This window comes from Pseudomonas sp. NBRC 111124, from assembly GCF_001320245.1.
GTDB lineage: Bacteria > Pseudomonadota > Gammaproteobacteria > Pseudomonadales > Pseudomonadaceae > Aquipseudomonas.
Map to the genome: position 1 here is coordinate 58,460 of NZ_BCBA01000059.1, position 24,847 is coordinate 83,306.

The 24,847-nt window shown below is 63.9% G+C and carries 15 protein-coding genes; 10 read left to right on the forward strand and 5 right to left on the reverse strand.

Features of this window, described 5'->3' with window-relative positions; genetic code table 11:
- Nucleotides 1-12: 12 nt before the first annotated feature.
- Complete coding sequence (locus APH28_RS22495; protein ID WP_060512722.1) at nucleotides 13-1,008, reverse strand: alpha/beta fold hydrolase; 996 nt, start codon at nucleotides 1,006-1,008, stop codon at nucleotides 13-15.
- Nucleotides 1,009-1,205: 197 nt separating this feature from the next.
- Here APH28_RS22495 and metR point away from each other — a divergent pair, with 197 nt between their 5' ends.
- Nucleotides 1,206-2,123: a transcriptional regulator MetR gene (gene metR / locus APH28_RS22500; protein ID WP_060512723.1), complete on the forward strand. Its 918-nt coding sequence runs from the start codon at nucleotides 1,206-1,208 to the stop codon at nucleotides 2,121-2,123.
- Here the strand turns inward: metR and APH28_RS22505 are convergent.
- Nucleotides 2,107-2,520, reverse strand: a complete 414-nt coding sequence (locus tag APH28_RS22505) for an NUDIX domain-containing protein (protein ID WP_060512724.1) — start codon at nucleotides 2,518-2,520, stop codon at nucleotides 2,107-2,109. The two genes, metR and APH28_RS22505, sit on opposite strands and share 17 nt — an antisense overlap.
- Nucleotides 2,521-2,610: 90 nt before the next feature.
- Between APH28_RS22505 and APH28_RS22510 the strand changes: the two genes are divergently transcribed.
- Both APH28_RS22510 and APH28_RS22515 read left to right on the forward strand, forming a co-directional pair.
- A complete protein-coding gene (locus APH28_RS22510; protein WP_060512725.1) occupies nucleotides 2,611-6,906 on the forward strand; it encodes a DEAD/DEAH box helicase in 4,296 nt (1,431 codons plus the stop codon).
- 127 nt (nucleotides 6,907-7,033) lie between these two features.
- Complete coding sequence (locus APH28_RS22515) at nucleotides 7,034-8,653, forward strand: FMN-binding glutamate synthase family protein (RefSeq protein WP_060512726.1); 1,620 nt, start codon at nucleotides 7,034-7,036, stop codon at nucleotides 8,651-8,653.
- Nucleotides 8,654-8,688: 35 nt separating this feature from the next.
- On the opposite strand, the gene APH28_RS22520 is transcribed toward APH28_RS22515, so the two are convergent.
- Complete coding sequence (locus APH28_RS22520) at nucleotides 8,689-10,107, reverse strand: amino acid permease (RefSeq protein ID WP_060512727.1); 1,419 nt, start codon at nucleotides 10,105-10,107, stop codon at nucleotides 8,689-8,691.
- 391 nt (nucleotides 10,108-10,498) lie between these two features.
- On the opposite strand from APH28_RS22520, the gene APH28_RS22525 reads away from it, so the two are divergent.
- The 3 genes from APH28_RS22525 (at nucleotide 10,499) to APH28_RS22535 (ending at nucleotide 15,019) form a co-directional block, all read left to right on the forward strand.
- Nucleotides 10,499-13,636, forward strand: a complete 3,138-nt coding sequence (locus APH28_RS22525; RefSeq protein ID WP_060512728.1) for a transglycosylase domain-containing protein — start codon at nucleotides 10,499-10,501, stop codon at nucleotides 13,634-13,636.
- Between the two features lie 86 nt (nucleotides 13,637-13,722).
- Nucleotides 13,723-14,268 (forward strand): PadR family transcriptional regulator, encoded by a 546-nt coding sequence (locus APH28_RS22530; RefSeq protein WP_060512729.1) that lies wholly within the window; start codon nucleotides 13,723-13,725, stop codon nucleotides 14,266-14,268.
- Nucleotides 14,261-15,019 carry a siderophore-interacting protein gene (locus APH28_RS22535; protein ID WP_060512730.1) on the forward strand — a complete coding sequence of 253 codons (759 nt, stop codon included), beginning with the start codon at nucleotides 14,261-14,263 and terminating at the stop codon, nucleotides 15,017-15,019. The genes APH28_RS22530 and APH28_RS22535 overlap by 8 nt, the downstream gene beginning before the upstream one ends.
- A 118-nt stretch (nucleotides 15,020-15,137) precedes the next feature.
- On the opposite strand, the gene APH28_RS22540 is transcribed toward APH28_RS22535, so the two are convergent.
- Together APH28_RS22540 and APH28_RS22545 are read right to left on the reverse strand one after the other, a co-directional pair.
- Nucleotides 15,138-15,773 carry a Pr6Pr family membrane protein gene (locus APH28_RS22540; protein WP_060512731.1) on the reverse strand — a complete coding sequence of 212 codons (636 nt, stop codon included), beginning with the start codon at nucleotides 15,771-15,773 and terminating at the stop codon, nucleotides 15,138-15,140.
- A 1-nt stretch (nucleotide 15,774) separates the two neighbouring features.
- Nucleotides 15,775-15,996, reverse strand: coding sequence for a VF530 family DNA-binding protein (locus APH28_RS22545; protein WP_008093990.1), 222 nt, complete (start codon nucleotides 15,994-15,996; stop codon nucleotides 15,775-15,777).
- A gap of 165 nt (nucleotides 15,997-16,161) precedes the next feature.
- Here APH28_RS22545 and APH28_RS22550 point away from each other — a divergent pair, with 165 nt between their 5' ends.
- The 4 genes from APH28_RS22550 to lon all read left to right on the forward strand — a co-directional run bounded on the left by APH28_RS22550 (nucleotide 16,162) and on the right by lon (nucleotide 24,774).
- A complete protein-coding gene (locus APH28_RS22550; protein ID WP_060512732.1) occupies nucleotides 16,162-18,207 on the forward strand; it encodes a TonB-dependent receptor in 2,046 nt (681 codons plus the stop codon).
- Between the two features lie 212 nt (nucleotides 18,208-18,419).
- On the forward strand, nucleotides 18,420-19,766 hold the full coding sequence (locus APH28_RS22555) for a carbohydrate porin (RefSeq protein WP_060512733.1): 1,347 nt from the start codon (nucleotides 18,420-18,422) through the stop codon (nucleotides 19,764-19,766).
- A gap of 27 nt (nucleotides 19,767-19,793) precedes the next feature.
- Complete coding sequence (locus APH28_RS22560) at nucleotides 19,794-22,205, forward strand: glucose/quinate/shikimate family membrane-bound PQQ-dependent dehydrogenase (RefSeq protein ID WP_060512734.1); 2,412 nt, start codon at nucleotides 19,794-19,796, stop codon at nucleotides 22,203-22,205.
- 148 nt (nucleotides 22,206-22,353) lie between these two features.
- On the forward strand, nucleotides 22,354-24,774 hold the full coding sequence (gene lon / locus APH28_RS22565; protein ID WP_060512735.1) for an endopeptidase La: 2,421 nt from the start codon (nucleotides 22,354-22,356) through the stop codon (nucleotides 24,772-24,774).
- The last annotated feature ends 73 nt before the right edge of the window (nucleotides 24,775-24,847 follow it).

Sequence of the window (24,847 nt, forward strand, 5' to 3'; positions counted from 1 at the left end):
GGCGACGCTGATTCAAAGCCCTGCGATATGGGTGACATCCTCCCGATGCGACTGCAGATAAGGCAGCACCGCTGCCAGCAACGGCGCCTTGAATGGCTCCTGGAAGCGATGTGCCAAGCCCGGTATCAGCCGCAACTGGCTCCCCTGGATATGCGCTGCCAAATGCACCCCATGCATCACCGGTAACAGCGGATCGGCCGTGCCATGCACTACCAGCGTTGGCACCCGCAACTCATTGAGTAACTGCACCCGGCTCGGCTCGGCGAGTATCGCCATGATCTGACGCTTCGCTCCATCCGGATTGTACGCGCGGTCATATGCCACCGCCGCCTGCTGCAGCAGTACCGCCCGCTCATCGTGCACTTGGGGGCTACCCAGCGCTGCCAGCAGGTCGGCCTGCTGCTCGATGGCTACCTCGCGATTCGGCGCACTGCGCCGCGCCAGCAATTGCACCAGCGCCGGGTCAGGTGCCGGCAGCCCGGCCGCTCCCGAGCTGGACATCACCAGGGTCAGGCTACGTACCCGCTCCGGCGCCATGGCTGCAAGGTGCTGGGCGATCATCCCGCCCATGCTCACACCCAGCACATGGAACTGGCGGACGCCCAGAACATTCATCAACTGCAGACCATCATCGGCCATGTCGGTCAGGGTATAGGGCGCCGATACCGGCAGGCCCAGCTTGTAGCGCAACAGCTCGACCGTGAGGTTGGCCGAAGGCGGCAGCTGGTTCCAGCGCGACAGACCGACATCACGGTTGTCGTAGCGAATGACCCGAAAGCCCTGGCGGCACAGCGCCTCGACCACATCGTCAGGCCAATGGATGAGTTGCCCGCCCAAGCCCATGACCAGCAGCAAGGCCGGATCGCGAGGCGCGCCGACACTCTGGTAGACCAAGCTCAAGTCACCCACTTCGGCACGTTGTACCGGCACATGAGCGTCGCAGCGCGTGTCAGCGAAGCTTGCCGAAGCGCTGAACACGAAAAAGAAAAACAGCAGAAAAGCCCGCATGAAAGAAACACCAGAATGCAGATCCCCAGTAGAGCGCGAGTCTGATGACTTTCTTTCGGGCGCGCTGCCACAGTTCAGTGACAGTTTGATGAACCCTGCCGAGCGGTGCGGCTGATCGTCCAGTCGACAGCCCGTGGCAACATGAGCGAAACTCAACTCATTCCCCGTTTCCTCAAATATTTTTCTCGGAGTCAGCTGTGCTGGAGATTCGCCACCTGAAAACCCTTCATGCCTTGCGCGAGGCCGACAGCCTGGTGGAGGCCGCTGAACGCCTGCACCTGACCCAGTCGGCCCTGTCGCACCAGTTCAAGGAGCTGGAAGAGCGCCTGGGGCTGCCGTTGTTCGTGCGCAAGACCAAGCCTATCCGCTTCACCAGCGCCGGCCTGCGCCTGTTGCAACTGGCCGATGCCACCCTGCCGCTGCTGCGCGGCGCCGAGCGTGACATCGCCCGCCTGGCGGGTGGCACTGCCGGGCGGCTGCACATGGCCATCGAATGCCACAGCTGCTTCCAGTGGCTGATGCCGACCATCGACCAGTTCCGCGATGCCTGGCCGGAAGTGGAGCTGGACCTGGCCTCTGGCTTCGCCTTCGCCCCGCTGCCAGCACTGGCCCGTGGTGACCTCGATCTGGTGGTGACCTCCGACCCGCTGGACCTGGCCGGCATCACCTACGTGCCGCTGTTCACCTATGAGGCCATGCTCGCCGTGGCCAATCAGCACCCGCTGGCCAGCAAACCGTACATGGTGCCCCAGGATTTGCTCGACCAGACCCTCATCACCTACCCGGTGGAGCGCGACCGCCTGGATATCTTCACCCGCTTCCTGGAGCCGGCCGACATCGAGCCGGCTGCCGTGCGCACGTCCGAGCTGACAGTGATGATGATGCAATTGGTAGCCAGCGGCCGTGGCGTCTGCGGCATGCCGCACTGGGCGTTGCATGAATACAGCTCGCGGGGCTATGTGAAGGGCAAGCGCCTGGGCGAGAAAGGCCTGTTCGCCACGCTGTATGCGGCCGTGCGCACCGACATGCTCGATGCGCCTTACATGCGTGACTTCCTGCTGACCGCCAAGGACACCTCGTTCGCCACCCTCGACGGGGTCAGCGCGGTACGCTGACGGCCTGGCGGTACAGCGGCAGGATCAGGTCGCGGGTCAGCGGCGCAAGCTCCACCCTGGCTGCCTGATCGGCGGCCAGCCACAGCACTTCTTCGATCTCCGCCGCCGGGGCTACGGCCTCGGCACTGTCGACGCGGAACAGCTCGGCCTGCACCTCGAAGCCTGGCTCGTTGGCGGCTGGCGCGCTGAACTGGCCCAGGTGGACCGCCTGGGCGGGGTCGATACGCAGGCCCAGTTCTTCAAACAACTCGCGTGCCAGCGCCTGAACAGGCGACTCACCAGCATCGATCTTGCCACCTGGCTGCATGAACGCCTGGGTGCCGCGTTTGCGTACCAGCAGGGTGCGGCCTTGCGGGTCGATCAACAGGGCGGCGGCGATGCGGATGATATTGGGCATGGGTGAGCTCGCGCAAAAGGCGACAGTCTACAGAAGATCAACGACGAACGGCCCCTTGCCAACCCGTCGTTCACCCGCCATAACCAAGTCATGAACCTGCCAGCCCACCAGCACCCCGTGCTTGAACTGTTCCACCCGGCCGTCGGCACCTGGTTCCGTCGCCATTTCGCCACGGTCACCGATGCCCAGGCCCGTGCCTGGCCGCTGATCCATGCCGGGCAATCGCTGCTGCTCGCCGCGCCGACCGGCTCGGGCAAGACCTTGAGCGCGTTCCTGGCCGTGCTCGACGAACTGGTCCGCGAGGGCCTTGAGCATGACGGCGAGCTGCCTGCGCAGACCCAGGTGGTCTACGTGTCCCCACTCAAGGCGCTGTCCAACGACATCCGCCTGAACCTGCAGGCCCCGCTCGAGGGCATCAGCCAGGCCCTTGAAGGCCAGGGTCTGAAAGCACCGCGCATCACCACTGCCGTCCGCACTGGCGATACCCCGCAGAAGGAGCGTGCGGCGATGCGCAAGCTGGCGCCGCATATTCTGGTCACCACGCCCGAATCGCTGTACGTGCTGATGGGCTCGGCTTCCGGCCGTGAAGGCCTGGCCAGCGTGCACACAGTGATCGTCGACGAGATCCACGCCCTGGCCGGCAACAAGCGTGGCGCCCACCTGGCGCTGACCCTGGAACGCCTGCAGGCCCTGTGTGGGCGCCCACTACGACGCATCGGCCTGTCTGCCACCCAGCGCCCGGTTGAGCGCGTGGCGCAGTTTCTGGTCGGCCGGCAACGCCCTTGTGCAATTATCGATGTCGGTCATGCGCGCCAGCGCGACCTCGCCATCGAAGTGCCCCCGGTGCCGCTCGGCGCGGTCATGGCCACGGACGTCTGGGGTCTGGTGTACGACCGTCTGGCCGACTTGGCGCGAGCGCATCGCACCACACTGGTATTCGTCAACACCCGGCGTCTGGCCGAACGCATTACCCGTCATCTCAGCGACCGCCTCGGCAAGGAGGCAGTGGCCGCGCACCATGGCAGCCTGGCCAAGGAGCTGCGCCTGGACGCCGAACAGCGCTTGAAAAACGGCCAACTGCAAATGCTGGTGGCCACCGCCTCGCTGGAGCTGGGTATCGACATCGGTGATGTCGACCTTGTGTGCCAGATCGAGTCGCCTGGCTCGATTGCCGCTTTCCTGCAGCGTGTCGGCCGCTCCGGGCACCAGGTCGATGGCATCCCCAAGGGACGGCTGTTCGCCACCTCGCGCGACGACCTGATCGAATGCGTCGCGTTGCTCGATTGCATTCGCCTTGGCGAACTGGATGAGCTGCACATTCCCGACGCACCGCTGGATGTGCTGGCCCAGCAGATCGTCGCCGAAGCCAGCAATCAAACCTGGCAGGAGCAGGCACTGTTCGACATCCTGCGCCAGGCGACGCCCTATGCCGAACTTGACCCGGCCCACTACCAGGCGCTGCTGAGCATGCTCGCCGAGGGCTACAACGGTCGCTTGGGCATCCGCAGTGCCTACCTGCATCGTGACGCGGTCAGCGGCACCCTGCGCGGTCGCCGCGGCAGCCAACTGACCGCGCTCACCAGCGGCGGCACCATCCCCGAGACGGCCGACTACGCCGTGCTGCTCGAACCGCAGGCGCTGAACATCGGCAGCGTCAATGAAGACTTCGCCGTGGAGAGCATCGCCGGCGATATCTTCCAGCTGGGCAATGCGTCGTACCGCATCCTGCGGGTCGAGCCCGGCCGGGTGCGGGTCGAGGACGCCCAGGGCCTGCCACCCACCATTCCGTTCTGGCTGGGCGAAGCGCCGGGGCGCAGCAATGAGCTGTCCGCCGCAGTCGCCCGCTTGCAGGCACGCATCGACGATCAGTTGGCACACAGCGAAGGGGACCTCGCCCCGGTGCTGCTGTGGCTGCAGGCATCGTTCGATTTGAGCGAGGCCAGCGCCAGTCAGCTGCTCGACTATCTGGGCCGCACCCGCGAGGTACTCGGCGCCCTGCCCTCGCAGCAGACCTTGGTAATGGAGCGCTTTTTCGACGAGTCCGGCGGCACCCAGCTGATCATCCATTCACCTTATGGCAGCCGTATCAACCGCGCCTGGGGCCTGGCCCTGCGCAAGCGCTTCTGCCGCACGTTCAACTTCGAGCTGCAGGCTGCGGCCAGCGAAGATGCCATCGTGCTGTCGCTGTCGACCAGCCACAGCTTCGAACTCGATGAAGTGTGGCGCTACCTCAACAGCCGCAGCGCCGAGCAAATCCTCATCCAGGCCCTGCTCGACGCCCCGTTGTTCGGCGTGCGCTGGCGCTGGAACGCCGGCGTGGCCATGGCCCTGCCGCGCTTCGTCGGCGGGCGCAAGGTGGCGCCGCAGATCCAGCGCATGAAGAGCGAGGACCTGATTGCCGCCGTGTTCCCTGACCAGATCGCCTGCCTGGAAAACATCGTCGGCGAGCGGCAGATCCCCGATCACCCGCTGGTCGAGCAGACCCTCGACGACTGCCTGCACGACGCCCTGGACAGCAAAGGCTGGCTGGCCCTGCTGCGGCGCATGGAGAACGGCCAGGTGCGCCTGTTGTGCCGCGACCTGCCAGCGCCCTCACCCCTGGCCTCGGCCATTCTCAATGCCAGGCCATACACCTTCCTCGACGACGCGCCACTGGAAGAGCGGCGCACACAGGCGGTGCTCAACCGGCGCTGGAACGAGGTGCACAGCGGTGATGACCTGGGCGCACTGGATACCGATGCGATAGCCGCGGTGCAGGCCGAAGCCTGGCCGCAGCCGGGCAATGCCGACGAAATGCACGAGGCGCTGATGAGCCTGGGTGCCATCAGCCATGACGAGGTCCAGGCCAACCCCAGCTGGGACCTGCTGCTGCGCCAGCTGGCCAAGGCCGGGCGTGCCGTGCGCCTGGCCGATGAACAACTCTGGCTGGCGCGCGAGCGCCTGAGCCTGCTGCAAACACTGTATCCGGCTGCGCGCCGGGCGCCTGCGCTGGACGTACTGCCCGGCTTCGACCAGGCCATCGACCCGGACAGCGCACTGACCGAACTGCTGCGTAGCCGCTTGAGCGGCCACGGCCCGCTGAGCGTGGCACAGATTGCCGCACCACTGGGCAAGCCTGCGGTTGAAGTCGAGCAGGCGCTGGCCCGCCTGGAAGCCGAAGGCTACGTACTGCGTGGCCACTTCACCCCTGGAGCGCTGGACCTGCAATGGTGCGAGCGCCACCTGCTGGCACGCATCCATCGCTACACCGTGAAACGCCTGCGCCAAGAGATCGAGCCGGTCAGCCTGCAGGACCTCATGCGCTTTCTGTTCGACTGGCAGCACCTGGCCCCTGATGAGCGCCTGCGTGGCCCGGATGCGGTAGCCGAAGTGCTGGGCCAGTTGCAGGGCTTTCCGAGTGCGGCCGGCGCCTGGGAAGCTGAACTGCTGCCCGCACGAATCAAGGACTACAGCCCGCACTGGCTGGACGATGCCTGCCGCAGCGGGCAGTTTGCCTGGAGCAGGCTGGCGGCGACGCTGGCGAGCAATACCTTGTCGAGCACGCCGTTGGTGTTGCTGCCGCGTGAGCATATGGGGTTATGGCGTAGCCTCGCCCCTGAGCCAGCGCCAGAAGCACTTGGCGGGCGGGCACAACGGGTGCTGCAAGCGCTGCAGGCGCAGGGTGCGTTGTTTTTCGACGAACTGACCGTGGAAGCCCACCTGCTGCCCAGCGAGCTGGAAACGGCGCTGCAGGAGTTGGTTGGTGCCGGCCTGGTGGGTGCCGACAGTTTCACCGGCCTGCGCAGCCTGATTACTCCGGCGGCGAAGCGAACATCGCGAAACAGCCGGCGCGGCCATCCGCCACTGTCCAGCAGCATGGCCCACGCCGGGCGCTGGGCCTTGTTGCGTCGGGGCGGCGGCACTGTCGACGAGCACCAACGCCTGGAGCACATCGCCCGCGCCTTGCTGCGGCGCTATGGAGTGGTCTGCTGGCGGTTGCTGGAGCGAGAGAGCGATGTGCTGCCGCCGTGGCGTGAACTGCTACGTTGCTACCACCGGTTGGAAGCCCGTGGGGAAATTCGTGGTGGGCGCTTCATTGCCGGGTTGGCGGGTGAGCAATTCGCCTTGCCGGAGGCGGTCGGGTTGCTGAGGCAGGTGCGGCGGCGAGCATTGAATGCAGCGTTGGTGGTGGTGAGTGCGAGCGACCCGCTGAACCTGATCGGGTCGTTGCTGCCTGGGACGAAAGTGCCTGCTGTCGGTGGCAACCGGCTGCTGTATCGCGATGGCGTACCCGTGGCAGTGCGGGTGGCGGGGCGGTACAGCTATCTGGTGGAGGGATCGGTACAGGAGCACGCGAGCTGGAAGCAGATATTGCTGCGTACGCCGACGGGATTTCAGCGCCTTTGAGATCGAGCGCCGCCGGACGAGAATGATTTTCGCTACCCCGATTTTAATTTGCAGCGCCATGCAACTTGGCTATGGTCGGGGTTTGCCCCAGGCCCTGAGCCTGACCGCGCCATCGCAAGGACCCCGTATGAGCCTGTCACTTCTCAGCCGTTATGCCTTCTTCACCGCCTGTGTACTGTTCACCCTGGCGAGCCTGCCGTTCCTGCACCACGAATGGCTGTGGCCGTTCACCCTGGTCACTGCGGTGCTCAGCCTGATCGGGGTATTCGACCTCATGCAGCAACGCCACGCGGTGCGCCGCAACTACCCGATTCTCGGCAACATCCGCTACCTGGTAGAGGCCATCCGCCCGGAAATTCGCCAGTACCTGCTGGAAGCCGACAGCGACGCCCTGCCCTTCTCCCGCGCCCAGCGCTCGCTGGTGTACGCCCGGGCCAAGAATGAGGCCTCGGACAAACCCTTCGGCACCCTGATCGACGTCTACGAGTCGGGCTTTGAGTTCATCGGCCATTCCATGCGCCCGGCGCCACTGACCGACCCGGCCAGCTTCCGGGTCATCGTGGGCGGCCCGCAGTGTAGCCAGCCGTATTCAGCTTCGATCTTCAACATTTCTGCCATGAGCTTCGGCTCACTCAGCGCCAACGCCATCCGCGCATTGAACAAAGGCGCCAAGCTGGGCAACTTCCACCATGACACCGGCGAAGGCAGCATCAGCCCTTATCATCGCGAGAACGGTGGCGACCTGGTGTGGGAGCTGGGCAGCGGTTACTTTGGCTGCCGCACCGCCGACGGCCGCTTCGACCCGGAACGCTTCGCCGCCCAGGCCCGCACCCCGCAGGTGCGGATGATCGAGATCAAGATGAGCCAGGGTGCCAAACCGGGCCACGGCGGCATCCTGCCCAAGCACAAGGTGACCCAGGAGATCGCCGAAACCCGTGGCGTGCTGATGGGCGAGGACTGCATCTCGCCATCGCGTCACAGCGCCTTCTCCACCCCGATCGAGATGATGCACTTCATCGCCCAACTGCGTGAGCTGTCCGGTGGCAAGCCGGTGGGTTTCAAGTTCTGCCTCGGCCACCCATGGGAATTCATGGGCATCGCCAAGGCTATGCTGGAAACCGGCATCCTGCCCGACTTCATCGTGGTCGATGGCAAGGAAGGCGGTACCGGCGCCGCGCCGGTGGAGTTCACCGACCACATCGGCGTGCCGCTGCGCGAAGGGCTGCTATTTGTGCACAACACCCTGGTCGGCTTGAACCTGCGCGACAAGATCAAGCTCGGTGCCAGCGGCAAGATCGTCAGCGCCTTCGACATCGCCAGCGTGCTGGCCATCGGCGCCGACTGGGCCAACTCGGCGCGCGGCTTCATGTTCGCCATCGGCTGCATCCAGTCGCAAAGCTGCCACACCAACAAGTGCCCGACCGGCGTTGCCACCCAAGACCCGCTGCGTCAGCGCGCACTGGTGGTGCCAGACAAGGCCCAGCGGGTGTTGAACTTCCATCACAATACCTTGCGCGCACTGGCCGAAATGCTCGCAGCAGCGGGCCTTGAGCACCCGGCGCAGCTGGAGGCCAAGCACCTGGTACGGCGCGTATCGGCCACCGAGATCAAGCTGTTCTCACAGATGCATGTGTTCCTCAAGCCGGGCGAGTTGCTCACCGGCGAGGTCAACGGGCAGTTCTATTCGCGGATGTGGCAGATGGCCCGGGCCGACAGTTTCGAGCCCCACAGCGAAGCGGCGGCCTGATAGCCCCGGGGCCGCGAGCGGCCCCGGGTTTCGGATCAAGAAGCGGTACCCGCCACACCCTGCGCGCCTTTGGGCGCTAGGCTGAACGCGTGATACAGCACCGTCAGCAGCACCAGGAACGCCGGGCCGATGTACAGCGCCACGCGGGTGTCCTCGAAGTAAGCCATCAGGCCCACCACCAGCACCAGGAAGGCCAGGGCCAGATAAGAGCTCAGCGGCCACAGCCACATGCGGTATTTCAGCGCTTTTTGCTCGGCGGTCGTCAGGCCGGCGCGGAACTTGATCTGCGCCAGCAGGATCATCACCCAGGTCCAGATCGCCCCGAAGGTGGCAATCGAGGTCACCCAGACGAACACCTTTTCAGGTACCAGGTAGTTGGCCAGCACGCCCAGCAGCAAGGCGCCGATCGACAGCAGCAGCGCGTTGCGGGGCACACCGCTTTTCGAGGTGCGAGCAAAGGCAGCCGGGGCCTGGCCGTTCTGCGCCAGGCTGTAGAGCATGCGCCCGGTGCTGAAGATGCCGCCGTTGCACGACGACAGCGCAGCGGTGATCACCACAAAGTTGATGATACCGGCGGCAGTCTTGATCCCTAAGCGCTCGAAGGTCATGACGAACGGGCTGCCCTGGCTACCGATGCCGTCCCACGGGTAGATCGACAGGATCACGAACAGTGCGCCGACGTAGAACAGCAGGATGCGCCAGAACACCGAACCAATGGCCTGGGGGATGGTTTTCTGCGGGTTGCGTGCTTCGCCGGCGGTGAGGCCGATCATTTCAACGCCCAGATAGGCGAACATCACCATCTGCAGCGACATCAACACGCCTGTCACGCCATTGGGCATGAAGCCGCCGTTGCTCCACAGGTTGGAGATGCCCAGGGCGACACCCTCATTGCCGAAGCCGAACGCAATCACGCCGATGCCACCCAGGACCATGGCGATGATGGTGACGATCTTGATCAGGGCGAACCAGAATTCGAACTCACCGAACGCCTTCACTGCAATCAGGTTGACCGCACCCATGCTGCCCAATGCCATCAAGGCCCAGATCCAGCGCGGCACATCGGGGAACCAGATGCCCATGTAGATGGCCACGGCGGTGATTTCCGCCACGCAGGTCACCAGCCACAGGAACCAGTAGTTCCAGCCGGTGAGGAAGCCCGCCAGCGGGCCAAGGTAGTCCTGCGCATAGCGGCTGAACGAGCCGGCGACCGGGTTGTGCACGGCCATCTCGCCGAGGGCACGCATGATCACCAGGATCGCCAGGCCACCAATGATGTAGGAAAGCATGATCGCGGGGCCGGCCATCTCGATGGCTTTGGCAGAACCCAGGAAGAGACCGACGCCGATACAGGCGCCCAGCGCCATCAGACGGATGTGCCGTTCACCCAGCTCACGCTTGAGCGGGCCGCCCTCGATGGGCTCGGCAGGGGCAGGATGGTTGCCGACTGGCATAGCAATACAACCTCATTTTGTTATTGGATTTGACCTTCGTGCAGCACCGGCCATGCCGATAGGCGTGGCGTTGGCTTGCCGGGCTGGCCTTGTGGGCCGACCCGTGTGCCGGGCTAGAGCGGCCGGCAGGGCGAAGGGTCGAGCAGTATAGGAAGTCCGTAACAGGGGTTTTCGCTGTATAAACAGGGAAATTCAGCGAGATTTTCCGCAGGCTGCTGCGCCATGCCCCATTCCATTGCCACCCTAACAACATCGCTGCAGGAATGAACCCACACCAAAGCCGCATAGCCCTACGCCAGTTTTCTCCGCTTCCTACAATTTTTTCACCTGCTCCCGTCAACGTCTAAGCTTCAGACAAGCAAGACGAAAATACCTGGCCGGACAGAAGACTATGGGCGCACTGTGGCAATCGGAACCAACCAGAACGGAAGCATCTGAAGCATCTCCGGCCAAGACGCCACAACCGCAGCCCCCACGTCAGCGCAGGCTTTGGTGGCGGCTGATTTTCCTGATCCTGCTGGTTGCTCTGATCGCCATCGGTTTCGCTGCCTACGACGAGTTTCGCACCTCCAACCTGCAGTCGCGCGAATTCAGCAAGCTGGCCACCACCCTCACCTATTCGCTGAAGGCAGGGCCAAGCGATGCCATCATCTATCCGGGTGACGGGCCATTTGACAAGCGCCTGGGCTACAGCGGACTGGGCGAGTTTCTGCCGCGCCTGCTGAAGCGCGACTACCTGATCAGCGAACAGGTACAGTTCTCCCCGGCCCTGATGCGCTATGTCGATCACGGCCTGTTTGCCCCCTACATCGAGAAGATCCAGGCCGGCCTGTCGATTACCGACTGCCGCGGCGACGTGCTGTACCAGTACAACTACCCGCAGCACTTGTACCCCGATTTCGACGCCATCCCACCGGTGATAGTCAACAGTCTGCTGTTCATCGAAAACCGCGACCTGCTCGATACCAAGGACGTGAAAAACAACCCGGCCGTCGACTGGCCGCGCTTTGCCAAAGCCGCCTACAGCCAGGTGGCCAAATACCTGGCCCTGCCCGGCCAGTCGGCCGGTGGTAGTACCCTCGCCACCCAACTGGAGAAGTACCGCCATTCGCCGGATGGCCTGACCGTCAATGGTGCCGAGAAGATCCGCCAGATGATTTCGGCCAGCGTGCGCGCCTACCAGGGCGGCCCCGATACCAGCGAAGCACGCCACCGGATCGTGCGTGACTACCTCAACAGCGTGCCGCTGTCGGCAGTGCCAGGGCACGGCGAGGTGCATGGCATGGCCGAAGGGCTGCGGGTCTGGTACGGCGCCGATTTCGATCAGGTCAACCAGGCGCTGACCGCCACCACCACGGACTCTGAAAGCATGGCCGCACGTGGCCTGGCCCTGCGCCAGGTGCTGTCGCTGATGATCGCCCAGCGCCGCCCTTCGCATTACCTGTCCAAAGGCCGCGTCGAACTGGCCGAGCTTACCGACTCGCACATCCGCGTGCTGGCAGCCAACCACATCATCGATCAACCACTGGCCGATGCGGCGCTGGCCAGCAAAGCGGTGTACCGTGACTGGGTCGCCCAGCCGACCATCGTGCCGATCATTACCAACAAAGGCATCAGCCTGGCCCGCAACCGCCTGGCGGCCATGCTCAACCGCCCGCTGTACGACCTCGACCGCCTTGACGTGTCAGCCACCAGCACCCTGCAGGCCGACCTGCAGTTGCAGGTCAGCCAATACCTGAAAAACCTTGCCGACCCGGAGTTCGCGGCACAGATGGGCCTGATTGGCGAACGCCTGCTCACCGCCAAGACCACCGATCAGGTGAGCTACAGTTTCACCTTGTTCGAGCGCACTGCCGATGGCTCGCGGGTACGGGTGCAGACCGACAGTACCAACCAGCCCTTCGACATCAACGAAGGCAGCAAGCTGGAGCTGGGCTCGACCGCCAAGCTGCGGGTGCTCACGACTTACCTGGAAATAATCGCCGAACTGCACGACAAGTACGCCGGCAAGCCTGCCGCCGAGTTGAAAAAAGTCGACGTCGCCGAACTGGACCGCATCACCCAATGGTCGTTGGAATGGTTGGCGCAAAACAGCAAGAACCAGAGCCTTGACGCCATGCTTGATGCGGCGTTGGAGCGCAAGTACTCGGCCAACACTGGCGAAGCCTTCTTCACCGGTGGCGGTATGCATGTGTTCAACAACTTCCGCAAGGAAGACAACAACCGCAACCCGACCCTCAAGGATGCCCTGCGCGAGTCGATCAACCTGCCGTTCATCCGTCTGATGCGCGATCTGGTCCGTTACGTCACCTACCAGCAACCGTTCAACCGCGTACCGCTGCTCAAGGACGATTCCGACCCGCGCCGCCAGGAATACCTGGCGCGCTTCGCCGACAAGGAAGGCACCAGTTACCTGATGCGTTTCTGGAAGAAATACCAGCGCAAGACCTCCCAACAGCGCCTGGACACCTTCCTCGACAGCATGCGCGCCACCCCGCAGCGCCTGGCCGCCGTGCACCGCTACCTGTTCCCGGAAGCTGGCCAGGAAACCTTCAATGCTTTTGTCCGCGCCCACAGCAAGGACGACAAGATCGCCTTGGGCAAACTCACCGACGGCAAGCTGGCGGAAATGTACGAAGCCTACGGCCCCGGCAAGTACGACCTGCCCGACCAAGGCTACATCGCCAAGGTGCACCCGCTAGACCTGTGGCTGCTCGGCTACCTGCTGAAGCAGCCGAGTTCCACGCTCACCGAGATGGTCAATGCCAGCCATTTCGAGCGCCAGGAAGTCTATAGCTGGCTGTTCAAGAGCCGACATCAGGGTGCCCGTGACAGCCGCATCCGCACCATGGTCGAGATCGAGGCGTTCCTCGATATCCATCAACGCTGGAAGCGCGTGGGTTATCCGTTCGATCACCTGGTGCCCTCACTGGCCACCGCCATCGGCAGCTCCGGCGACCGCCCGGCCGCGCTGTCGGAACTGGTCGGCATCATTCAGAACGACGGCGTGCGCCTGCCCACGCTGCGCATCGACACCCTGCACTTCGCTGCCAATACACCCTACGAGACCAAGCTGGTCAGCGACCCGGACCGGGGTGTGCGTATTCTGCCGGTGGAAGTGGCGCGGGCGCTGAAAGGCGCCATGTCGCAGGTGGTCGATGCCGGTACCGCGAGGCGCATCTCCGGCAGCTTCAAGCTTAATGACGGCACTCCGCTGGTGATGGGCGGCAAGACCGGTACGGGCGACAACCGTATCGAAAGCTTCGGCGCGGGTGGCCGGCTGATCGGCTCGCGCTCGCTCAACCGCACCGCTACGTTCGTATTTTTCCTCGGCGACAACCACTTCGGCACGCTGACCGCCTTCGTCCCTGGGCGCTCGGCAGAAGCGTTCAAATTCACCTCGGCGCTGCCGGTACAGGTACTCAAAGGCATGGCGCCGATCCTGATGCCCTACTTGCAGCCTGGGAACCCCAACGAGTGCAAACCACCCCAGGTTGCCATGCATGGCAACGATTCATCTAAAACGTAGATGATAATCATCGGCATTTAGAGGCTTGTGCTTAGATATATCTTGAGTAATATCTTGCGATATATCGGAACACAAGGAGCCTCTAAATGCGTGACCACTGCGCACATGATCCTTTCGAACGCCGCCCCACCCGTGGCGAGCGTGGTCCACGGGTTTTCGCCCCGGGTGACCTCAAGCTGCTGATGCTGTCGATGCTGGCCGACCAACCCGGCCACGGCTACGACCTGATCCGCCAGATAGAAAACCTGTTTGACGGCAGCTATTCACCCAGCCCGGGCGTGATCTACCCCACCCTCAATTTCCTCGAAGAAGCCGAGCTGATCAGCGGCCAGGTACAGGGCAGCAAACGCTTGTATGCCATCACCGCTGCTGGCCGTAACGCACTGGCCGATCAGGCCATCGCCCTGGACGGCGTGCGCATGCGCATCGAAGTCAGCAAGCGCGCCCTGCGTGGCCATGACCGCCCGCCGGAAATCCACGAAGCGGTCGGCAACCTGCGCCATGCCCTGCACATGCACAGTGGCCGCTGGACGCCAGAAGAAATCGAACGGGTGCGCAACCTGCTCAACGACACCGCCAAGGCCATAGCCTGCGGGCCGGCCGATCCAGCCAGGGAGAATCCCCATGCGTGACACCATTCATCGCGTGAACCACGGAATCCGTCAGCGTCGCCTGCAGGTGCTGCGGGTCACCGACCTGACCCCGCGCATGCGCCGCATCACCTTGAGTGGTGACGAGCTACAGGGCTTCACCAGCCTGGGCACTGATGACCACATCAAGCTGCTGTTCGCTGAAACTGCCGAGCAGCAGCAGGCCATCGACGCGCGCAACCTGGGCCGTGACGGCGGTGCCCGGCCGACCATGCGCGAATACACACCTCGACGTATCGACCTGGTAAATAACGAGCTGGACATCGACTTCGTGCTACACGGCGACGGCCCTGCTTCGACCTGGGCGGCCCAGGCAGCGCCTGGACAGACCCTGAACATCGCCGGGCCACGGGCGTCGATGGTGGTGCCGGACATGTTCGACAGCTACCTGCTGGTGGGTGACGAGACGGCGATCCCGGCGATCGGCCGGCGTCTGGAGGAGCTGCCGGCGGGCCGTCGCGTTCTGGCGATGATCCAGATCGAAGATGAGCAGGAGCGCCAGCCACTGCCGAGTGCGGCGCAGGTCGAAGTCGTCTGGGTCAAGCGCGATGAGGACCTGCTGGCGTTGCTGAAGGGGCTGACACTGCCCGAAGGCAAGCTGTACAGCTGGGTGGCACTGGAGAAATCGCTGACCCGGCAGGCCAAGACGCTGCTGCTGGAAAAAGGCGTGGCAGAAGATGCCCTCAAGGCCGCAGCTTACTGGCGTGCCGACGGGACCGCGGACGACGAGTGATCTGCGCTCTCCGTACCGGCCTCTTCGCGGGCACGCCCGCTCCCACAGGAACACCGCAGCCTTCAAGGTTTGCGCATACCTGTGGGAGCGGGTTTACCCGCGAAGAGGCCGGTGCAGGTCAAGCCAATCTGTACCTTCCGCGCCACCGATCCAGCCCCAGCAACACCAGCCCGATCCCCCAGAACCCCGCTAGCACTCCGAGGGCATTGAGCATCACCTGCCCGTACCCCAGGCTCGCGACGTCGATGAACGGGTAGGCATACGCCCCAATCTCACTCCCCCGCCACAGCGCATAGCCGAAATACACCGCCGGATACAACGCCCACACCGCCAGGTGCCGGAGCCGCAGGCTGCCCTTGGGCACCTCGAACCACCAGTACAAGGTGAACAACAGCGGCATCACATCGTGCAGCAGTTCATCGGCCAGCCACTGCCAGCCCTCGGGCTGCCACAGGTGCCGCAGCAGCAGGCTGTAAGCCAGCGCCACCAGCACGATGCTGGCCGCTACCGCTGAACTCACCGAGGGCGACAGAAAGAAGCGCCTGGCCGCTGACGCCCGGCCAAAGGCCGCGTAGCTGAGCACGGTCGCCACCAGGGTATTGGTCAGCACGGTGAAATAACCGAACACATTGATCAGCCCGCCAATCAGGCTGGCCTGCTCCTGCCAGCGCGCCAGCAGCACCAGATAGACCTGCACCGTCAGGCCGAACCAGCCAAGCAGCGCCATCGAGGTCAGCCAGGGGCGACGAGGCATGTCAGGCCTGGCGCTGCAGCTTCACGTACAGCTGCTCGACCTTCTCCCGCGCCCAGGGCGTCTTGCGCAGGAAGGTCAGGCTCGACTTGATCGTCGGGTTGCTCTTGAAGCAACGCACATCAACACGTTCGGCCAGGCCCTGCCATTGGTAGTGCGCCACCAGTTCGGTGAGGATCTGTTCGAGGGTCTTGCCGTGCAGCGCGTTGTGTTGGGCCGTGCTCATGCCAGTGCTCCGTAGGAAAGATGCGCACCTTACACGAGTGTAGTGGCAGGTGGGATCTGTGTTGCCTGTGGAAAAAGCGCTGGCCAGGCCTGAATCCTCTGTGCTGAAATAGTGATGTTATATTGTAACATCACAACAGCATCTGCCAAGGAACGCCTCATCCCCATGCTGCACATCCCGCTTCGCCTCTCCCCCCTCGCCGTCTTCCTGTGGCTGGCTTCATCACCCAGTCAAGCCGTGGAACTGGAACCCCAGGTCATCACCGCCAACCCGCTGGGCAACCGTCAACTGGCTGCACCCAGCACCGTGCTTGACGGTGACGACCTGCTGCAACAGCAGCACGGCAGCCTCGGTGAAACCCTGAACAAGCAACCCGGTGTGGCCTCCACCTGGTTCGGCCCGGGTGCCAGCCGCCCGGTAATTCGCGGCCTGGACGGTGACCGTATCCGCATCCTGCGCAATGGCGTGGGTGCCCTGGATGCTTCGTCGCTGTCCTACGATCACGCGGTGCCGCTTGACCCCGTTACGGTCGAGCGCGTGGAAATCGTCCGCGGCCCGGCCGCCCTGCTGTACGGCGGCAATGCCATCGGTGGCGTGATCAACACCTTCGACAACCGCATCCCCGACTCGCCGATCGAGGGCATTCATGGTGCCGGCGAACTGCGCTACGGCGGCGCCGACACCACCCGCAGCAGTGCCGGCAAGCTGGAAGCCGGTGACGGCACCTTTGCCCTGCACCTGGACGCCAACAGCCGCCAGTTCAACGACCTGCGCATTCCCGGCTACGCGCAGAGCGGCAAGGTCCGCGACGCCGACGCGCCAGGCAGCCGCCACCGCCTGGAAAACAGCGACGGCCGCCAGGACGGTGGCGCGATCGGCGGTTCCTACAACTGGGAACATGGCTATGCCGGTCTGTCCTACAGCCGCTACGACAGCAACTACGGCTCGGTGGCCGAATCCGGCGTGCGCCTGGACATGAAGCAGGATCACTACGCCTTCGCCTCGCAATTGCGTGATCTGGACGGCCCGTTCAGCTCGGTCAAGGTCGATGCCGGCTACACCGACTATGAGCACAGCGAGATCGAAGAGGGCGAGGTACACACCACCTTCAAGAACAAGGGCTACGAAGCTCGCATCGAAGCCCGTCATCAGCCGCTCGGTCCGCTCGAAGGCGTGGTGGGTGCCCAGGTCAGCCGCAACGAGTTCTCGGCGCTGGGCGAGGAAGCCTTCGTGCCGCACACCGACACCGACAGCCTGGCGCTGTTCATGCTCGAGCAGTGGCAGGCCACCGAGCGCCTGAACCTGAGCCTCGGTGCACGCATGGAACACACCCGTGTCGACCCCGATGCCAAGGGCAACGGAAACTTCGTCGACGCCGACAGCGCTAGCAGCTTCAACGCCTTCAGCCTGTCCACGGGCGCGGTGTACCAGCTCGATCCGATCTGGTCGCTGGCGGCCAACCTTGGCTACACCGAGCGCGCCCCGACCTTCTATGAGCTTTACGCCAACGGCGCCCACGTGGCCACCGGCGCCTACGAAGTCGGTGATGCCAGCCTGAACAAGGAAAAGGCCATTTCCGCCGACCTGGCCCTGCGCTTCGACAATGGCACCCACAAAGGCAGCGTCGGGGTGTTCTACAGCCACTTTCGCAACTACATCGGGCTGATCGGCACGGGTAACCTGCGTGAAGGTCATGATCACGACCATGGCGAGGATGATCAGGACCACGATCATGACGATGGCGGGTTCCCCGAATACCGTTACGAGGGCGTGCGTGCGCGCTTCTACGGCATCGAAGCGCAGGACCGCTGGAAGCTGCTCGAGAACCGCTATGGCAGCTTCGCGCTGGAGCTGTCCGGCGACTACACCCGAGCCAAGAACCTCGACAGCGGCGAGCCATTGCCGCGCATTGCCCCGCTGCGCCTGAACAGTGGCCTGGTCTGGGAACTGGACCGCTGGCAGGCACGGATCGATGTACAACATGCCGCATCCCAGCATCGCAAGCCTGAGAACGAGACTGGTACCGATAGCTACACCACGCTCGGCGCAAGCGTCGGCTACCGCTTCGACATCGGCCAGAGCCAGTGGCTAGCCTTCGTGCGCGGCGAGAACCTGACCGACCAGACCGTGCGCTATGCCAGTTCCATTTTGCGGGATATCGCGCCAGCGCCAGGGCGCAGCGTGGAAGTTGGACTGCGAACCAGCTTCTAAACTGTGTGGGGCTGCTCTGCAGCCCCTTTGACTGTTACCAGATCAGCAACAATCAACTGCGACAATTTGTCTTTTTTTCTTACAACTTCCCCTATATCCTCCCGCCGCAAGCTGAATCGCTTCATCCAGCATTCCCATTTGTCATTTCCATCGAAGACCTGCGCCTCGGTGCACTTGCCGTTCGCTCAATAATCAAAAGATAGCGCTATCTCATGTTCCAACTGCCCAAGACCCGCTACACCGGCTTTGCCTTCATTGCGCTCACCGCCAGCCTGCCGAGCGCGGCCAGCGCCAGCGAACCCTTTGCCAAGGACTCACCTTGGATGTTCGGAGACTGGGGCGGCACTCGCACCGAGCTGCTGGAAAAAGGCTACGACTTCACCCTCGGCTACACCGGCGAGATGGGCAGCAACCTGCACGGCGGCTACGACCACAACCGCACGGCGCGCTACAGCGACCAGTTCACCTTCGGTAGCCACCTGGACTTGGAGAAGATCCTCGGCTGGAGCGACACCGAATTCCAGCTGACCCTCACCGAACGCCACGGCGACAACATCAGCAACGACCGCATCAACGACCCGAGGGTTGGCGGCTTCACCTCTGCCCAGGAAGTCTGGGGACGTGGCGAAACCTGGCGGCTGACGCAAATGTGGATCAAGCAGAAATACTTCGACGGCGCCCTGGACGTGAAAATCGGCCGCTTCGGCGAAGGCGAAGATTTCAACAGTTTCCCATGCGACTTCCAGAACCTGGCCTTCTGCGGCTCGCAGGTGGGCAACTGGGTCGGCGGCATCTGGTACAACTGGCCAGTCAGCCAGTGGGCCATGCGCGTGCGCTACAACCTCACCCCTGAGTTGTACGCCCAGGTAGGCGTGTATGAGCAGAATCCATCCAACCTCGAATCGGGCAATGGTTTCAAGCTCAGCGGCAGCGGCACCCAGGGTGCAGTCATGCCGATTGAACTGGTATGGAGCCCACGTTTCCAAGGCTTGAAGGGGGAATATCGCGCCGGCTACTACTACAGTAATGCCAAGGCACAGGATGTTCTCAAGGACAGCAACGGCCAGCCGGCCGCCCTCAGCGGCGCCGCCTACCGCAGCAGTTCGAGCAAGCACGGTATGTGGCTCGGGGCCCAACAGCAGGTGACCTCGCAGGCCACCGACCAGTCGCGCGGCCTGAGCCTGTTCGCCAACGCCACGATGCACGACAAGAAGACCAATGTGATCGACAACTATGTTCAGGCAGGACTGGTTTACAAAGGCCCCTTCGACGCCCGCGCCAAGGACGACATCGGCTTTGCCGTCGCCCGCGTGCACGCCAACCCGGCCTACCGCAAGAACGCCCGCCTGGCCAATCAGGTGGCCGGCCTGGACGACTACGACAACCCGGGCTACCTGCCGGTGCAAGACACCGAGTACAGCGCCGAACTCTATTACGGCATTCACCTGGCCGACTGGCTCACGGTGCGCCCGAACCTGCAGTACATCCGCCATCCGGGCGGGGTGTCGCAGGTCGACAGCGCGCTAATCGGCGGCCTGAAGATTCAAAGCACTTTCTGATCACCTTTACATAACGGAGAACCTACGATGAGCACTGACGGTGCCAACCAAGGAACCCGCTGGCTACCACGCCTGATGGGCGTGCTGCTATTGCTGATGGGCCTGGCCCTGCTGGCCGGCGGCATCAAGCTGAGCCAACTGGGCGGATCACTGTACTACCTGATTGCTGGCATCGGCTTTGCCCTGTCGGGCGCCCTGCTGCTGGCCAAGCGCCGTATCGCCCTGGGCCTGTATGGCCTGGTGCTGCTGGGCAGCACTGTGTGGGCCATACTCGAAGTGGGCCTGGACTGGTGGCAACTGGTGCCACGCCTGGCCATCTGGTTCGCCATTGGCGTGGTCCTGCTGCTGCCGTGGGCCCGTCGCCCACTCATCGGCCCTGCAGCCAAGGCCAACACCGCACTGCTGAGCATCGCCGTGCTGGCGTCTGGCGCCTGCGCCCTGGGCAGCCAGTTCACCCACCCGGGTGAAGTGTTCGGCGAGCTCGGTCGCGACAACAGCGAAATGGGCAGCGCTGCACCGGCAATGCCCGATGGCGATTGGCAGGCCTATGGCCGCACCGAGCACGGCGACCGCTATTCGCCGCTGCGCCAGATCACACCACAGAACGCCTACCGCCTGGAAGAAGCCTGGCGCATCCGCACCGGCGACCTGCCAACCGACAACGACCCGGTCGAGCTGACCAACGAAAACACCCCGTTGAAGGCCAACGGCATGCTCTATGCGTGCACCGCCCACAGCAAGGTGCTGGCGCTGGACCCGGACACCGGCGCCGAAATCTGGCGCTACGACCCGCAGATCAAGACCCCGGTCGGCACCTTCAAGGGCTTTGCCCACATGACCTGCCGCGGCGTCTCGTACTACGACGAGAACAGCTACGTCAGCCGTGACGGCAGCCCGGCACCGAAGGTGTCCGACGCCGGCCAGGCCGTGGCCCAGGCCTGCCCGCGCCGCCTTTACCTGCCGACTGCCGACGCCCGCCTGATCGCCATCAACGCCGACAACGGCAAGGTCTGCGAAGGCTTCGCCAACCAGGGCGCGATCGACCTGACCACCGGCATCGGCCCGTTCACCGCGGGTGGTTACTACTCCACCTCGCCGGTGGCGATCACCCGTAGCCTGGTGATCATCGGCGGCCATGTCACCGACAACGAGTCGACCAACGAACCTTCCGGCGTAATCCGCGCCTACGACGTGCACGACGGCCGCCTGGTGTGGAACTGGGACAGCAACAACCCGGACGACACCAAGCCTTTGGCTCCGGGCAAGATGTACAGCCGCAACTCGGCCAACATGTGGTCGCTGGCCAGCGTCGACGAAGACTTGGGGATGGTCTACCTGCCGCTGGGTAACCAGACCCCTGACCAGTGGGGCGCCAACCGCACGCCGGGCGCCGAGAAGTACAGCGCCGGTGTGGTCGCCCTGGACCTGGCCACCGGCAAAGCCCGCTGGAACTACCAGTTCACCCACCACGACCTGTGGGACATGGACGTCGGCAGCCAGCCGACCCTGGTGCACCTGAAGACCAAGGACGATGTGAAGCCTGCGATCATCATCCCGACCAAACAGGGCAGCCTGTACGTGCTCGACCGCCGCGACGGCACGCCGATCGTGCCGATCCGTGAGATCCCGGTCCCGCAGGGCGCGGTCAAGGGTGACCACACCGCACCGACCCAGGCCCGCTCCGACCTCAACCTGCTCGGCCCTGAGCTGACCGAACAGGCCATGTGGGGCGCCACGCCGTTCGACCAGATGCTGTGCCGCATCCAGTTCCGCGAGCTGCGTTATGAAGGCCAGTACACCCCGCCGTCCGAACAGGGCAGCCTGATCTACCCGGGTAACGTTGGCGTGTTCAACTGGGGCAGCGTGTCGGTCGACCCGGTGCGCCAGCTGCTGTTCACCTCGCCCAACTACATGGCCTTCGTCTCGAAGATGGTACCGCGCGAACAGGTTGCCGCCGGCAGCAAGCGCGAAAGTGAGACCAGCGGTGTGCAGCCGAACACCGGCGCGCCGTACGCGGTAACCATGCACCCGTTCATGTCGCCGATCGGCATCCCGTGCCAGGCACCGGCCTGGGGCTATGTGGCGGCCATCGACCTGTTCACCAACAAGGTGGTGTGGAAGCGCAAGAACGGCACCACCCGTGACAGCACCCCGGTGCCGATCGGCATGCCGGTGGGCGTACCGAGCATGGGCGGCTCGATCGTCACCGCCGGTGGCGTCGGCTTCCTCAGCGGCACCCTCGACCAGTACCTGCGCGCCTATGATGTGAATAACGGCAAGGAACTGTGGAAGGCCCGCCTGCCAGCAGGTGGCCAGGCTACGCCGATGACCTACACCGGCAAGGACGGCAAGCAGTATGTGCTGATCGTTGCCGGCGGGCATGGCTCGCTGGGCACGAAAATGGGCGATTACATCATCGCTTACAAATTGGCTGACTAAGCTTCAAGCGGCAAGCTGCTAGCTACAAGAGAAAGCGGGGCCTGCACGGTCCCGCTTTTTTCTTGCCGCATGAAGCTTGAAGCGTGAAGCTTGAAACCCATCCCCCCCCGCCCCATCTAAGCACCATAGTCATTCACGCAGGTGCCCCATGAGCGACCAGCAGGATTTCCCGGAACAACCCGACGAACACAGCGCAGTCGAACACCCCGACACCAAGGCCGACACCGGCCACGCCCTCGCCCTGCCCGGCCAGCAGCTGCCGGACAAGGTCTATGTGATCCCGATCCACAACCGCCCGTTCTTCCCCGCGCAAGTGTTGCCGGTGATCGTCAATGAAGAACCCTGGGCCGAAACCCTCGACCTGGTGGCCAAGACCGAACACCACTCGCTGGCACTGTTCTTCATGGACACCCCGCCGGAAGACCACCGTCATTTCGACACCTCGGCCCTGCCGGAGTACGGCACCCTGGTCAAGGTGCACCACGCCAGCCGCGAAAACGGCAAGCTGCAGTTCGTCGCCCAGGGCCTGACCCGGGTGCGCATCCGCACGTGGCTCAAGCACCATCGCCCGCCGTACCTGGTCGAGGTCGAGTACCCGCGCCAGCCGGCCGAGCCGACCGACGAGGTCAAGGCCTACGGCATGGCGCTGATCAACGCCATCAAAGAGCTGCTGCCGCTCAACCCGCTGTACAGCGAAGAGCTGAAGAACTACCTCAATCGCTTCAGCCCCAACGCCCCATCGCCCCTCACCGACTTTGCCGCCGCACTCACCTCCGCCACCGGCAACCAGCTGCAGGAAGTGCTCGACTGCGTGCCCATGCTCAAGCGCATGGAGAAGGTCCTGCCGATGCTGCGCAAAGAGGTCGAAGTAGCGCGCCTGCAGAACGAGATCTCCGCCGAGGTGAATCGGCAGATCGGCGAACACCAGCGCGAGTTCTTCCTCAAGGAGCAGCTCAAGGTCATCCAGCAGGAGCTGGGCCTGACCAAGGACGACCGCAGCGCCGACCTGGAGCAGTTCGAGCAGCGCCTTACCGGCAAGACCCTGCCCGAGCAGGCGAAAAAGCGCATCGACGAAGAGATGGGCAAACTGGCCATCCTCGAAACCGGCTCGCCCGAATACGCCGTCACTCGCAATTACCTGGAATGGGCCACCGCTTTGCCTTGGGGTTTGTACGGCAAGGACAAGCTCGACCTCAAGCATGCGCGCAAAGTGCTCGATCAGCACCACGCGGGCCTGGACGACATCAAGGACCGCATCCTCGAATTCCTTGCCGTTGGCGCCTGGAAGGGTGAGATCAGCGGCTCGATCGTGCTGCTGGTGGGCCCGCCCGGTGTGGGCAAGACCAGCATTGGCAAGTCCATCGCCGAGTCTCTCGGCCGGCCGTTCTATCGCTTCAGCGTCGGCGGCATGCGCGACGAGGCCGAGATCAAGGGCCACCGCCGCACCTACATCGGCGCCCAGCCAGGCAAGCTGGTGCAGGCGCTGAAGGACGTCGAGGTGATGAACCCGGTAATCATGCTCGACGAAATCGACAAGATGGGCCAGAGCTACCAGGGCGACCCGGCCTCAGCGCTGCTGGAAACCCTGGACCCTGAGCAGAACGTCGACTTCCTCGACCACTACCTGGACCTGCGCCTGGACCTGTCCAAGGTGCTGTTCGTGTGCACCGCCAACACCCTCGACTCGATCCCGGGCCCCTTGCTCGACCGCATGGAAGTGATCCGCCTGTCCGGCTACATCACCGAAGAGAAGCTGGCCATCGCCAAGCGCCACCTCTGGCCCAAGCAGCTGGAAAAGGCTGGCGTGGCCAAGACCAGCCTGAGCATCAGCGACAGCGCCCTGCGCATGGTGATCGAGGGTTATGCCCGTGAAGCGGGTGTGCGCCAGCTGGAAAAACAGCTGGGCAAGCTGGTGCGCAAGGCCGTGGTCAGGTTGCTGGAAGACCCTGGTGCCAAGATCAAGATCGGCAACAAGGACCTGGAGCCCGCCCTGGGCATGCCGGTGTTCCGCAGCGAACAGGTGCTGGCGGGCAAAGGGGTAATCACCGGCCTTGCCTGGACCAGCATGGGCGGCGCGACCCTGCCGATCGAGGCCACGCACATCCACAGCCTCAACCGTGGGTTGAAGCTGACCGGGCAGTTGGGTGATGTGATGAAAGAATCAGCGGAGATCGCCTACAGCTACATCAGCTCGAACCTGAAGCAGTTCGGTGGCACACCTGGCTATTTCAACGAAGCCTTTATCCACTTGCACGTGCCCGAGGGTGCCACGCCCAAGGATGGCCCCAGTGCCGGGGTGACCATGGCCAGCGCCCTGCTGTCCCTGGCCCGTGACCAGGCGCCGAAAAAGGGCGTTGCCATGACCGGCGAACTGACCCTGACCGGCCAGGTGCTGCCAATCGGCGGTGTGCGCGAGAAGGTGATCGCTGCGCGGCGGCAGAAGATCTTCGAGCTGATCCTGCCCGAGCCCAATCGCGGTGATTACGAAGAGCTGCCGGACTACCTGCGTGAAGGCCTGACCGTGCATTTTGCCAAGCGCTTCGCTGACGTCGCCAAAGTCCTGTTCTGACCTGTACCGGCCTCTTCGCGGCTAAAGCCGCTCCCACAGGGAAATCACAGTTTTCAAGCGCTGTGCCGTACCT

What these genes read in the sequence shown, in the direction of transcription:
- APH28_RS22495 (WP_060512722.1), bottom strand. Translation starts at nt 1,008, where the DNA reads ATGCGGGCTTTTCTGCTGTTTTTCTTTTTCGTGTTCAGCGCTTCGGCA.
- APH28_RS22505 (WP_060512724.1), bottom strand. Translation starts at nt 2,520, where the DNA reads ATGCCCAATATCATCCGCATCGCCGCCGCCCTGTTGATCGACCCGCAA.
- APH28_RS22510 (WP_060512725.1), top strand. Translation starts at nt 2,611, where the DNA reads ATGAACCTGCCAGCCCACCAGCACCCCGTGCTTGAACTGTTCCACCCG.
- APH28_RS22515 (WP_060512726.1), top strand. Translation starts at nt 7,034, where the DNA reads ATGAGCCTGTCACTTCTCAGCCGTTATGCCTTCTTCACCGCCTGTGTA.
- APH28_RS22520 (WP_060512727.1), bottom strand. Translation starts at nt 10,107, where the DNA reads ATGCCAGTCGGCAACCATCCTGCCCCTGCCGAGCCCATCGAGGGCGGC.
- APH28_RS22525 (WP_060512728.1), top strand. Translation starts at nt 10,499, where the DNA reads ATGGGCGCACTGTGGCAATCGGAACCAACCAGAACGGAAGCATCTGAA.
- APH28_RS22530 (WP_060512729.1), top strand. Translation starts at nt 13,723, where the DNA reads ATGCGTGACCACTGCGCACATGATCCTTTCGAACGCCGCCCCACCCGT.
- APH28_RS22535 (WP_060512730.1), top strand. Translation starts at nt 14,261, where the DNA reads ATGCGTGACACCATTCATCGCGTGAACCACGGAATCCGTCAGCGTCGC.
- APH28_RS22540 (WP_060512731.1), bottom strand. Translation starts at nt 15,773, where the DNA reads ATGCCTCGTCGCCCCTGGCTGACCTCGATGGCGCTGCTTGGCTGGTTC.
- APH28_RS22545 (WP_008093990.1), bottom strand. Translation starts at nt 15,996, where the DNA reads ATGAGCACGGCCCAACACAACGCGCTGCACGGCAAGACCCTCGAACAG.
- APH28_RS22550 (WP_060512732.1), top strand. Translation starts at nt 16,162, where the DNA reads ATGCTGCACATCCCGCTTCGCCTCTCCCCCCTCGCCGTCTTCCTGTGG.
- APH28_RS22555 (WP_060512733.1), top strand. Translation starts at nt 18,420, where the DNA reads ATGTTCCAACTGCCCAAGACCCGCTACACCGGCTTTGCCTTCATTGCG.
- APH28_RS22560 (WP_060512734.1), top strand. Translation starts at nt 19,794, where the DNA reads ATGAGCACTGACGGTGCCAACCAAGGAACCCGCTGGCTACCACGCCTG.
- lon (WP_060512735.1), top strand. Translation starts at nt 22,354, where the DNA reads ATGAGCGACCAGCAGGATTTCCCGGAACAACCCGACGAACACAGCGCA.